Origin of the sequence: Selenomonas sp. AB3002 (assembly GCF_000702545.1) — a bacterium.
Classification (GTDB): Bacteria; Bacillota; Negativicutes; order Selenomonadales; family Selenomonadaceae; genus Selenomonas_B; species Selenomonas_B ruminantium_A.
The window spans coordinates 98,711-111,220 of the sequence record NZ_JNIO01000007.1; the positions used below are offsets into that span (position 1 = coordinate 98,711).

9 protein-coding genes and 2 tRNA genes are annotated in these 12,510 nt (G+C 53.4%); 5 read left to right on the forward strand and 6 right to left on the reverse strand.

The features are described 5' to 3' along the window. Position 1 precedes the first annotated feature (1 nt). The gene (locus tag P159_RS0106230; protein WP_029542467.1) at positions 2–2,587 is read left to right on the forward strand and encodes a GH3 auxin-responsive promoter family protein; all 2,586 of its coding nucleotides are present in this window, start codon (positions 2–4) and stop codon (positions 2,585–2,587) included. 103 nt (positions 2,588–2,690) lie between these two features. Here the strand turns inward: P159_RS0106230 and P159_RS0106235 are convergent, their stop codons facing one another. Further along, positions 2,691–3,386: a 4Fe-4S double cluster binding domain-containing protein gene (locus P159_RS0106235; RefSeq protein WP_029542468.1), complete on the reverse strand. Its 696-nt coding sequence runs from the start codon at positions 3,384–3,386 to the stop codon at positions 2,691–2,693. A gap of 592 nt (positions 3,387–3,978) precedes the next feature. On the opposite strand from P159_RS0106235, the gene P159_RS0106240 reads away from it, so the two are divergent. Next, positions 3,979–5,289, forward strand: a complete 1,311-nt coding sequence (locus P159_RS0106240) for an RNA-binding domain-containing protein (RefSeq protein ID WP_029542470.1) — start codon at positions 3,979–3,981, stop codon at positions 5,287–5,289. Continuing rightward, the gene (locus tag P159_RS0106245; protein ID WP_029542473.1) at positions 5,216–5,503 is read left to right on the forward strand and encodes a hypothetical protein; all 288 of its coding nucleotides are present in this window, start codon (positions 5,216–5,218) and stop codon (positions 5,501–5,503) included. Before P159_RS0106240 ends, P159_RS0106245 begins: the two co-directional genes overlap by 74 nt. Before the next feature lie 59 nt (positions 5,504–5,562). On the opposite strand, the gene P159_RS0106250 is transcribed toward P159_RS0106245, so the two are convergent. Together P159_RS0106250 and P159_RS0106255 are read right to left on the reverse strand one after the other, a co-directional pair. Beyond that, the gene (locus P159_RS0106250; RefSeq protein ID WP_051650196.1) at positions 5,563–6,831 is read right to left on the reverse strand and encodes a histidine-type phosphatase; all 1,269 of its coding nucleotides are present in this window, start codon (positions 6,829–6,831) and stop codon (positions 5,563–5,565) included. Then, the gene (locus P159_RS0106255; RefSeq protein ID WP_029542477.1) at positions 6,828–7,592 is read right to left on the reverse strand and encodes a response regulator; all 765 of its coding nucleotides are present in this window, start codon (positions 7,590–7,592) and stop codon (positions 6,828–6,830) included. The genes P159_RS0106250 and P159_RS0106255 overlap by 4 nt, the downstream gene beginning before the upstream one ends. A gap of 301 nt (positions 7,593–7,893) precedes the next feature. Here P159_RS0106255 and P159_RS0106260 point away from each other — a divergent pair, with 301 nt between their 5' ends. Further along, on the forward strand, positions 7,894–10,017 hold the full coding sequence (locus P159_RS0106260) for a PAS domain-containing hybrid sensor histidine kinase/response regulator (RefSeq protein ID WP_051650197.1): 2,124 nt from the start codon (positions 7,894–7,896) through the stop codon (positions 10,015–10,017). Between the two features lie 42 nt (positions 10,018–10,059). On the opposite strand, the gene P159_RS0106265 is transcribed toward P159_RS0106260, so the two are convergent. Together P159_RS0106265 and P159_RS0106270 are read right to left on the reverse strand one after the other, a co-directional pair. Then, positions 10,060–10,136, reverse strand: a tRNA-Val gene (locus tag P159_RS0106265). Between the two features lie 3 nt (positions 10,137–10,139). After that, positions 10,140–10,216 (reverse strand) — tRNA-Val (locus P159_RS0106270). Positions 10,217–10,740: 524 nt separating this feature from the next. Here P159_RS0106270 and P159_RS0106275 point away from each other — a divergent pair. Further along, positions 10,741–11,166, forward strand: a complete 426-nt coding sequence (locus tag P159_RS0106275) for a hypothetical protein (RefSeq protein ID WP_029542481.1) — start codon at positions 10,741–10,743, stop codon at positions 11,164–11,166. Positions 11,167–11,371: 205 nt separating this feature from the next. Here the strand turns inward: P159_RS0106275 and P159_RS0106280 are convergent, their stop codons facing one another. Continuing rightward, on the reverse strand, positions 11,372–12,463 hold the full coding sequence (locus P159_RS0106280) for a BMP family ABC transporter substrate-binding protein (RefSeq protein WP_051650198.1): 1,092 nt from the start codon (positions 12,461–12,463) through the stop codon (positions 11,372–11,374). Between the last annotated feature and the right edge of the window lie 47 nt (positions 12,464–12,510).

Here is a 12,510-nt window from a genome sequence, read left to right on the forward strand (position 1 = left end):
CATGGCCAATTACCTTGTTTCCATCGTGACACCCTTTCATAACGTAGACCCCAAGCTGTTCCGCTACGCTTACGAATCACTGCAGAAGCAGACCCTGGACTTTTCCTGCATCCAGTGGATCGTGGTGCTGCACAATACCGAGAGCAGCCTCAAGGCCGCCGTACATGAAATGCTGGACGGCCATGAGAATATCATCATCACAGAACTGGACAATGACCTGCACACCCCCTCCAGCCCCCGGAATTTCGGCATGAAGCTGGCCACGGCTCCCTTTTTGGGCTTCTTGGATGCAGACGACGGCTACACGCCTGAATGTCTCCAGACAGCCCTCTTGCACCTGCAGAGAACCCAGTCAGACCTGGTGGTCTTCCGCCGGGAATACGAAATGGAAACCGAGGGGCTCATGCCTGCCACGGAAATCGTCCTCTGGGACCAGACCCAGGCGGAGATTGTCATGGACAGGGAGCAATGGGACGACAAGAAGATGTTCGGCGGCCTTTTCTGGGGCATGGTGACCTCGCGGCTCTATAAGCGGGATTTTTTGACCCGACACAATTTCACCTTTGACGAGACCGTGCCCTTCACCGAGGATGTGCTCTTTCTCATCGAAGTTTACGGCAAGGCGGGCCGCGTCTGCTACCTGCCCCAGCTCATAGGCTACCACTACTTCATCAACAGCAAGTCCCTGGTGCAGAGCATGACAGAAAAAGACGGAGAGACCTTGGTGTCCTACGCGGCAGGCTTCAAGAAAATCTTCGACGCCGCCTACAACAACGGCATCTATATAGACGAGCTCATGGCCCTCTTGCTCTCCACCTTCTCCATGGTCATGCTCAATTCCAAGCAGCTGACTCTCGTCCACCGCCGTGAAATCAAGGAAATCCTGGAGCCATACGTCCACGAGATACGCCTGCTGCCCGCCACCAAGCTGATTTCTGCCGAAGAGGCCCGGAAGTGCTACACCCTGCCCAGGGAAGTCATCCTGCACCCGGAGAACTTCGACCAGGGCGGTGCCATCAAGGAAATCATGGACGGCCAGGGCATCCTGCAGGAAATCCTCTCCCGGAACAAGGACACGGACTACGGGCGCCGCTACAACTTCGCCAGCCTCCGCAGCGCCAAAGGGTATCAGACCAGAGTGCCTGTGAGCAGCTATGACACCTACGGGCCCCTGGTGCGGCTCCAGACCCAGATTGGCGAGAGCGGTATCTTCGTCTCTGATGCCATCCCCTGCTACCTGCTCACCTCCGGCAATTCAGGCGCCCCGAAGCTCCTGCCCGCCACCCGTGAGCACCTGGCCCGCTATGAGGAGGAATTCGCCCAGCTCCTGCGGGGCAAGATAACCATCCTGCTGGGAGAGAGCCTGCCCCAGGAAAGGCGCTACAACGACCAGGCCGCCCTGAACACCATTTTCGGCAGGCTCATCGAAGATTTCTGCTACCGCGACCAGCAGCGGCTGGGGGTCAGCCATGCAGGCTTCACCGCCCCCAGGGAACTGCTCTTCCCTCCCAAGGCCATGGACACCCTTTACCTGCGGCTGTACTTCGCCCTGAGCGAGCAGCGGGCAGAGCAGCTTTTCGCCCCCTTTGCCTGGGGCGTGCTGGAGGCCTTCTCCTTCCTGGAAAGCCACTGGCAGGAACTGGTCAAAGACCTGACCGAGGGCACCATTTCCAGTAACCTCGACCTGCCCAAAGACTACCGCCAGCAGCTGGAAAGGTGCCTCATCCCCGACCCGGAGCGGGCAGAGGCCCTCAGGGAGGTTTTCGCAGAGGGCTTCCACCGTCCCGTGGCCACCCTGATCTGGCCGAAGCTCAAAAAAATCATCGCCATCGGCACCGGCAGCCAGGCCATCTATCGTGATGCCCTCAGAAGATACATCGGCGACCTCCCCTGGGACAATGGTTTCTTCGCCTCTTCGGAGGCCCTGCTGGGCAAGAGCGTGCCGGGTACGGATGAATACGAGCTAGTGACGGGGAAGAATTTTTACGAGTTCCGCCCCTTCCCGGAAAAACCGGACAACCACGATCACCCGCTCCTGCTCAGCCAGGTGCAGGAGGGAAAGCAGTACGAGCTCATCCTCACCAACAGGGCGGGGCTCTACCGCTACGCCACCGAGGACATCCTCGAAGTCAGGAGCCTCACCGAAGGCCGCCTGCACTTTGCCTTCGCAGGCAGGAAATCCGAAGCCCTGCCCCTGCCCGGCGGACTTCTCTGGGAAAGGGATGTCTATGAAGCCATCAAAAAAGGCGCCAAAGCACTCTCCCTTGCACCCACAGATTTTTCCTATTTCCTGAACGAAGAAAACACCCTCACCCTCATGCTGGAGATCCCAGGAGCAAAAGCCCCCGCAGAAGCTCTGGCCGCCACTCTGGACGAGGCTCTCTGCGAGGAATGCCCCGCCTATGCCAAAGCCCGGCAGAATGGCCAGCCCGCCTGCCAGGCGCTCTACCTCTCCCCCGAAAGCCACCTGCTCTATCGGGACATCCAGCGCTTCAAGCACAAGACAGCCCCCGACCAGATCAAGCCCGCCCACTTCCTGGGCACCCGGGAAAAAATACGGTTCTTCATGGGGCAGGTAGAGAGATAAATAAAAGAGGCGCATTGATGCAGCGCCTCTTTCTTTTTTGCTAATGATCCATTATGAAGTAGCAAGACCGTTTATACGTTCGTTCAAACCTCCGAGGCCCCCCTCACAACCTAGAACTTTGTCGTAGATATTTTTGTGTATAGGCGCAAACGGCAAAACATCGACCACATACCCGTTCACCCTCATAGAAACCGAGAATTTGCTTCATTCTAGCAATCTGTGTTTCCTTACATACATGTGCGCGGAGTATTTCCTCGCGCAGCATTCCGGCTGTCCAATTTGTTCCAATAATTGCATTTCCTGGGCACGCCTTCACACAAAGCTGACAGTTACCACAGCGGCTTTGGGTAACAGGCTTTGATGGTACAAGAGGCGCATCCGTCAGCAGTCCCGATAACCGTACTGCACTGCCATATTTTTCCGTGACCAGTAGGCAGCTCTTTCCAATCCATCCTAATCCTGCTTTAGTTGCCACTGTTTTGTATGGAAACGCAGTGCGTAAATCATCATTTACATAAAGACATTTCTTTGTGTAAGCACGCGCATTGTAACCCTGTTCGCGCAGATACTCTGCACCTGCTTCAACCATATTATCCAGTTGCTCATTTAGTGTATGGTACATTTGATAGTATTCCATGGTTGGCACCGTTCTTATGTTTTCAACTATGTACGCAGGAACAGGAATAGCTACAGCCACCCCGCGATTCATTCCGTCTACTGCAAATCCATCCATATCGGCTACACCAATCAGTTTTGCACCTTTAGCTTTCAACAGGGTCATGAGATTATCCTGCAACATAGTGTTTATCCCCCTATCTGCTTAGGACATACTGAAAAATATCAATACATACTTCAGCACGCTCTATGCTATTTTTATAACCAAACTCAACAAAACAATGTTAAAGTTTTTAATAAACTTTGCTGCTCACTAATTGCTCGCGGCAAGCCGAGTAGGGATAAGCCCTCACCAAGCAAGCGGTCATCACAATAGCTACTACAGATGGATGTAGCACTACACCCTCTATCCCATAGGCTATTCGCTATTTGGGAATACTTTAAGTCTTTTTTCTGATTTCAAATAGGCGGCTTTTGCCGCTGAGCGAGATTCCCTGCGCCAACTTTGTACATTTTTACGAGCCGAAAGATGATGTCTCCGTCATTCCGCTAAAGAACGAGGCTCTTTTCTCGGTTCAACCTTTCTAAAGTTCAGTCTTCGTAGGTTCGTCACATCTATTATAGCATTGTTTTAACATTTTTGAATAGTTTGATTATAATTGTTTACTATACTTGCTGTTTGCCAAAAACTGATAATTTTGTATCCTAAACGAAATCACCCACATTGACTACAATGACTAGAATAACTATAATATGACTAGAAAGAGGTGATCGCCATGCTTCACAAGGAAAACGAATACACAGAATACAAGCGCGAATTGACTGACGGCCTAAAAAAGGAAGTTCTGGCCTTTGTCAATGCCCACGGCGGGTCAATCTATATTGGCGTCGACAATGACGGAACAGTAGTTGGCGTACAGGATATAGACCAGACTATGCTCCACATAGCCAGTATGCTGCGGGATTCTATTCATCCTGATGTGATGATGTTCGTTGCTATTCGCAGTGAGGAGATTGAGGGCAAAGACATCATACACCTCTATATTTCTGCCGGCTCCAATAAACCATACTACCTCATAAAAAACGGACTAAAACCTTCCGGTGTATATGTCCGGCAGGGGAGCGCCTCCGTCCAGGCATCCGCCGAGCAAATCCGACAGATGATCAAGTATGCTGATGGTGATGTTTTCGAGGATTCCCTTTCTCTCGACCAAAACCTGACCTTCCAAAAGACTGCCTCTGTCTTCCAGAACAAAGGTATGAAATTCCAGGAAGCCCAGTTCATTTCCCTGGGCCTCACAAACAGGGACGGACTTTTCACCAATCTTGGACTGCTTCTTTCCGACCAGTACCCCTTTTCCATCAAAGCCGCTGTCTTCCAGGGCAATGACCAAAGCCAGTTCAAGGACAGGCGGGAGTTCACCGGGCCGCTGCTCTCTCAGCTGGAGGACTGCTATGCCTATATGCAGCTAAACAATCAGACCTCTGCAGAGTTCCACGGACTCTACAGACAGGATTCCAAAAGCTATCCAGAAGAGGCCTTGCGTGAAGCCCTGTTGAACAGCCTTGTCCACCGGGACTATTCCTTCAGCGCCAGCAACATAGTGGGCATCTACTCTGACCGCATGGAGTTCACTTCCATTGGCGGCCTGCTGCCCGGCATCCACAAGGACGATATAATGCTTGGTATTTCTGTCTGCCGCAACCCAAAGCTAGCGAACATCTTCTACCGGCTGGAACTCATCGAAGCCTACGGCACCGGCCTGCTGAAAATACAAAGCGCCTATAAGAGCAGCTTCTCACAGCCGGAATTCATCACCAGTACCAACGCTTTCAAGGTCATCCTGCCACATCTTGACCAGCAGCCTTTCTTGCTCAAAGACCCCCCCGACCAATCATCCGAAAGCCGTCTGCTTGAATTTGTCCAAAAGAAAAAATCCATCAGCCGTCAAGAAGCTGAAGATTTCTTGGAAGTCAGCTTGTCTACCGCCACCCGCACCTTGCATGCACTCATTGAGCAAGGGAAAATCCAGCGGACAGGCAGAGGGAAAAATACCAAATATCAGTTTTCTGGCCCGCAACACTGATACAAGAGATACCGGCAATCACGTCCTCTACCGCACCACCCCCGTTTTCCTGCCCAGGGAGCTGATAGCCCACGGCATAAAGCTGGAAGCCCTGTCCGTAGAGGACGGCGGCGCCGGCCTCTACTTCCACGTCTTCTGCCATAACGTCCAGCCGGGAGTGGATATAAACTACCAAACGGGAGACAGCAGGAAGAGGCTGCAAAAGTACGAATGAAAACAAATTGCCAGCAAAAGATGCAGGCCCGCCCTCAAGGCGAGCCTGCATTTTGCATATTATTTTCCATCTACGTCCATCAGTTCTTCATCGCTCTCTATAGCCTCAGTGAGCCTCTGGCGGAAAGCCTGCAGAGGTATGAGGTCTTCCTCATTGGGCTCCATGCCCTGCAAGTGCAGAGGCAGGGACTGGGGAGGGTGCCTCATATCTATGGGCAGCTCGCTGCACAGCTGATAGACGGAAGGATAGACCAGCTTCAACGCCAGGAAGCTCTCTCCTGCCCTGTCCTGCCATCTCTCCACCACCAGCTTGCCGCCGATGGGGACTTCCTGCTCGATGGATTCCGGCAGGCTGTTTTCCCTGACCCCCAAAGCCCCCATCACCGTGGCCACATTCGTATCATGGCCGCAGAGGAAGGTGAACTTTCTTCCAGGGGCATTCAGTTCCTGCAGGAAGACTTCCAGCAAAGGCCGCGCCAGGGCTCTTGCAAAAGTGGGCATCCGGCGGTAGACGTGGATTCCCGCCTCCTTCACGGCCGCGATGTCCTGCCACTGCCTGAAACTCAGCTCATGGCCAAAACTCGCCCTGCTGTCTCCCAGTTCATAATACTGCAGGGAGAGGGCATCACAGGCCGTCATCAGGGGACGGATAGAGCCGCCCAGATGCAGTCCCTCCTTCACTGTCACCTGCAACTCGTCATTTTCCACCGCCGGGTTATCCAGCGCTATCGCCGCCGCCTCAATACCGGGGGCTACTCTCCTGGTCAGGGCCTCACTCCCCCCCAGGGCAGCCAGCTCCTTCTTCAGCTCCCTGTCAAAAGCAGCCGAGTGCCCAGAAAGATCTCCCCAAAACAAAGGGTCAGGCTCCCCCACTTGGCCTTCGTATTTCACAGGCATCTTCTCACCGGGGAACATCCCATCTGCAAAATGACGGGCGGTGCCCAGGGTGCGCTGGAGAGCATTGGCATAAAAGAGGATTTCCCCCTCCCCCGGCTGGCAGCCTGCGGGCAGCAGGCCTTCCTGCTGCAGGCAGCTGCGGGCGTACGCTCCCATGCTCTCTTCCAGCTGCCCCCCATGCACAGTCAGCTCTCCGCTGGGCACCCCGAAATCATGCCACTGGTGGGGCGTTATCCCAGAGAGGGTGCCGCTGTCCACCAAAGGCGCCCGGATATTGTGCCGGGACAGCACCAGGACCTGCACCAGGTCATAATTTTCCTGCAGCCCCCGCGCTTCCGCCAGGGGCAAGGCTGCGAAGCAGAGCAGAGTTATGAGCAGTAAAAATATCTTGCGGAAATTCATGAAATACTCCTTCCTGCGGCCATGTTTCACCCTTTCCCCATGCTCCTCTCATAGAAGAAGTTTGCCAGGGTGTCCAGCAGCTCTGCTTTCTTGGTGGATTTCAGTATGTAGCCGTCAGGGCGCTGCTTGATGATGCGCATGACGCTTTCCCGGTCGTTGATGCCCGTCAGAAAGATGATGGGAATCCTGGCGGTGACGGGATTTTTCTGGATGCGCTCCATCACCTCATAGCCATCCATCTCCGGCATCTCATAGTCCAGCAGTACCAGGTCCGGCTGCTCAACAGCCAGATAGTCCAGGGCCTCCTCCCCGGACTGCAGTCCCTCTACATCATAGGCGTTCTTAAGCCAGCGGGTCATGATGGCCAGGAAATCCTCATCATCATCTACGATAAGCACTTGCTTGCGCCGCCTGTATTCCTGCTGCCTTTTGGCCAGTATCACCACATCTGCCGCCAGCTTCTTCATATCCACCGGCGCGATGTAGGTGCGGGTGATGCCCGCCCCCTCGGGCAGGGCCTTCATTTCCTCCAGGAAATCCTTGCTGCCCAAAAGGCACAGGGATTTCTTGCTGTCCCGGCAGAGACTGGCCAGGTATGGCACCAGCTTCCTGGCTTCGCTGCTGTCCTCAGCCGGGTTATAGACGAAAATCTCCGCCTCATGGCGGCAGCGGTTCACTTCCTCCAGGTCTTCGGCCACCTTCAGCACCTGGAAGCCAGCCTCCCGCAGATTGTTTTCCACTGCCCGGTCCACCAGGTACTGCTTCTTCTCTATGTATATGACTTTCTCCATAGTCCCACTCCTCCCGAAGGGCAGATTATCTCTTTGCACACTTCGCCAAAGCCCACCCAAATCCTGCACCTGGCTGAATATTTTGCCTGTAGAAAAATTTGCACAATGGCTTTATAACTCGGAATAAGATGTCCCCCACCTGTATAAGTGGAGTTGGCGAATATCATAACAGGCTGGATTGCATATCTCCCGCCTCGTTGAAAGGCCAAGAAGAAGCTTTGTCTATCGACAAAGCTGGAACAATTGCCTTATAATTATATTAACGACATAAATCAAACTAAACACGAGGGAGGTACTACCCATGTTCAACGGCAACTATGAGCTGGGCAGCGAGGCTTTCAAGGTGGTGGAGGAAATCGGGCGGCACATGCCCGGGGGCTTCTTCATCTACAAGGCTGAGCAACCCGAAGAGATCCTCTATGCCAACAAGACAGTCTTTGAAATCTTCGGCTGCCAGGACCTTGCGGAATTCCAGGAACTGACGGGCTATACCTTCAAGGGCATGGTACACCCCGATGACTATAAAGCAATCTCCAGCTCCATCGATGAGCAAATAGAAAAGAGCAGCGAGGGCATGGACTATGTGGAGTACCGCATTATCCGCCGGGACGGCAAGGTTCGCTTGGTAGACGACTACGGCCATTTTTCCAATACAAAGACCCACGGCGGCGTCTATTTCGTCTTCATATCAGACATCACGGAAAAAAGAGAGCGCGTCAAAGAGGAAGCCGAGGCCCGCATCAGACAGCAGCAGCTGGAGGAAAAAATCGCCCTGCAGGAAAGGCTGTTGGAGCAGAGCGAGGCCACCCGCCAGGCCCTCAAGGCGGCAGAGGAAGCCAACCGCGCCAAGACGAATTTCCTCTCCAACATGAGCCACGAGATACGCACCCCCATCACCGCCATCCTGGGCATGAACGAGCTGATACGCCGGGAGAGCCACGACAAGAACATCCTGGAGTACACCCACAATATCGGCGCAGCGGGCACCAGCCTCCTGAGCATCATCAACGACATCCTGGATTTCTCCAAGATCGAGGCGGGCCGCATGGAGCTCATCGAGGCAGAGTACGACACCCGCACCTTCATTTCAGACCTTGCCAATCTGGTGAAATTCCGCCTGGAGGAAAAGGGCCTGATTTTCCGGCTGGAAATCGACCCCAGCCTGCCCACCCGGCTTTTCGGTGACGAGCTTCGCCTGAAGCAGGTCATCACCAACCTGCTGACCAATGCCGCCAAGTACACAGAAAAGGGCACCGTGACCCTGAAAATGCAGGTGACCCATAAAAAAGGCCACGATGTATCCATCGAGGTGGCGGTGAAAGATACGGGCATCGGCATCAAAGACGAGGAACTGGGCAAGCTGTTCTCAGCCTTTGACCGGCTTGATGTCATCCGCACCCGCAGCATCGAGGGCACCGGGCTGGGCCTGGCCATCAGCTCCCGCATGCTGAAGCTCATGGGGGCCGACCTGCAGGTGCAGAGCACCTACGGCCAGGGCTCCGTCTTTTCCTTCACCGTGGGCCAGCAGATAGTGGACAGCACAGAGATAGGCGAATTCGACCTTGGCAGCACTCCCATCATCGGCGAGACAGTCAAGAAGCATCTCAGCTTCCTGGCCCCCACGGCCCGGGTGCTGCTGGTAGACGACACCCCCCTGAACCTGAAGGTGATAGTGGGGCTCCTGAAAAAGACCCAGCTCCTCACAGAGACAGCTGCCAGCGGCCGGGAGTGCATCGAGAAATTCGGCGCTACGGACTACGACATCATCTTCCTGGACTACCGCATGCCGGAAATGGACGGCATCGAGACCCTGAAAAAGCTCTACGAGCTTTACCCGGAAAAAGCCAAAGCCACCCCCATCGTCTGCCTCACCGCCAGCGCCATCGCCGGTGACAGGGAGCGTATGCTGAAAGCAGGCTTTGACGACTATCTGCCCAAGCCCGTCAATATCCTGGACATGGAGCGCATGATGATACACTACCTGCCCAAGGAAAAGGTGCAGCTGGTGACAGAGGAAGGGACAGCAACACCGCCCCCAGAGGAAACTTCGGATATCCTGCCCACTGCCCTTTTCGAGCTGGAAGCCATCGACCCCGTGTCCGGCATCGAATACTGCGGCAGCGAGGAAGACTACATGGAAACTCTCTCCATCTTCTCCGCCTCCATCGGCTCCAAGTCCAAGAAAATCGAAAAAGCCTGGCAGGAGCAGGACCTCAAGAACTACACCATCCTGGTCCACTCCCTGAAAAGCACCTCCCGCATCGTAGGCGCCAAATCCCTCTCAGACCTTGCCTTCCAACTGGAAATGGCAGGCAAGGAAGCAAACAACAGCCTTATAGCAGAAAAGACCCCCGGGCTGCTGGAAATGTACAGAAGCCTGCAGGAGCCTTTGGAAGAGATTGTGGAGGCGTGGGAAGATAAATAAGGATACGAAAAAGGAGGCCTTGCGGCCTCCTGTATTTACAAATGGTGCTCGCCGAGGGATTCGAACCCCCGACCCCCTCCATGTGACGGAGATGCTCTAGCCAACTGAGCTAGGCGAGCAAATGGTGGGGTTAACAAGATTCGAACTTGTGACCTCCTCGATGTCAACGAGACACTCTAACCAACTGAGCTATAACCCCATTGCTGAACACAAGAAATATAATACACGGTTTCGATGGCAATGTCAAGAAAAAATTTTCATTTTCCTAAAAAGCGAAAAGCCGCAGGGTTAACTACTCCCCACGGCCTACACCATCTCGTTACTAGACTTTATGCCCTAATTATATGACTCGTTGCCACTTATGTCAACAAGTGTTATAATGTAAACAAAAGAAGCCTCCTGCTGCGAACAGGAGGCGGGCTACTGGTAAACGGTCAGCCCTCAACTCTTTTGTATAATCCAAAGATTAACCGCCAGAGTTTGCGAGACTACGGGCGGTTATTTCTTTCTGTTGTTGACGGCAAGGATAATCAGAAGAATCAGTAACAACTGAAGCGTCATGTTGTCCATACCATCACCTCCCATCTGCCGATCGACCACGCGCTTTGAACGCCAGCTTTGATGAGAGGACTAACCGCCTACCGTTTTTGTAGCTTAGAACTATTGTACTAAAATATTACTTCGCTGACAATCAAGAATTTCCATGGCTGATGAGGTGATAGTATGGCCGACCTTACCAAGCACGGTGCCAGACGCCTGAGACGGCGCATCTCCACCAGCATGCCCAGCGATAAAGAATATCTGCAACGGGTCTTGAAATATGGCCTCCGTGAGGAAGATGTAGAAGGAGACCTGGCCGGCTTCCTCAGTGCCAAGAAGTTACAAAACGGCCCAAGGCACGAGTGTGTGATATATGCCCAAGCTATGCATATCTTCACCAAAGACCAACGTCTGGTGACGGTCTACCGTCTGCCAGCAAACCTGATTCCGGAAGCAGACAGGACAGGGGCGGAAAAGCACCGCAGAGTAAAGGCTGAGAGCAGTGAACGGAGGAAACAGAAGGAGCAATCGCATAGGGCGAAATATCTGGCCAAGAAAAGGAAGGCGTGGCTAGAAGATTATGAAACAGAGATAAACTTGCGTTTTTGAGCATATCAACTTCTACCTGACATCTGTTCCTCAGGTTTCACACACTTGCTTATAATATCACGTCATGGTTATATTATTTTTCTAACAGATAAATATTACAATCCAAATATGCAAAGGATATTAGGATATTGCATAAAGAAGCCTCCCGGAGTCGTTAACCGGGAGGCTATTTTCGTGTCTCCATGCACGCCTATGTCAGACAATCTCACTCATAGACGCTGACGCCCTCCACGTACCAGTCGAAGGCATTCAGCATCTCATCATCCGACATGGAGGCTCCTTCGGTGATGCGAAGGCTGCCCTTATTGTCCTTGATGGGCCCGTAAAATACATCAAAGCCACGTTTGCTGAATTTATCGGTGACGTCCCGCACCAGCGCAGCGGTGTCCGCAGACACCTGGGGAGAAAGGGGAGACAGCTTGACCATCCCTTCATCCTTGTAAGTCCAGACCTGCCTGCCGTGGAACTTGCCCTGCAGGCAGTCCATTATCTGCTCACGGTAATAATGGCGCCAGTCCCATTCACAGGCCACCAGATATGTATTGGGAAACAGTTCCCGATTGTCCGTGTGATAGCCGATGGACCATATACCCCTGGCATCTGCCTCCTGATGGGGGGCCATGGAATTGGTGTGGACTGTCACCACATCAATGGGGAAAGCGTCCAGCAGTTTCCGGCAGGACTCCAGGGCCGGTGCATCAGCCGTCCATGACTTGCAATAGCTCACGTGCACCACAGCATCCGGTCGTACCCGCCTGACCCCCAGGGTGAAGGCATTGATGCCGCGAATCACCTGCGAATTAGGGAAAGCTGCAATATAGCCCAGTTCCCCGGTCTTGGTCTGCTTCCCCGCCACAATGCCTGACAAATATCTTGCCTGATACATGCGCCCAAAGAACGAGGAATAATTGTCCTGATGATAAGTGCCCCCTGCGTGCAGGAAATAAATTTGCGGGTATTCATCAGCAGCCATTTTCATAGCCTTGCCATAGTCAAAGCTGCAGCCGATGATGATCCGGCATCCCTCTTTTTCAATCAGCTCCTTGATGTCATCATAGCAATCCCCAGGAGCATTCTCCTTGTAGATCATTTCCAGGTTCAGTTCATCCTTCAGGGACTCCAGGGCCTCATAATGGGATTGGCACCAGCTCCTGTCCTGGCACTCCCCGCTGATAAACACGCCGATTTTGGTAGTCCTGGCCATCACATCCTTATCCGTCTGGGACCTTTGAATGGTCAGAATCCCTCCCACGGCCACCAATAAGAAGATGAGTGCAATCAAAAATAACTTTTTCATAGCGCATCCCTTTTCCGCCCAGCTGTAAACCGACTACACCCATAACA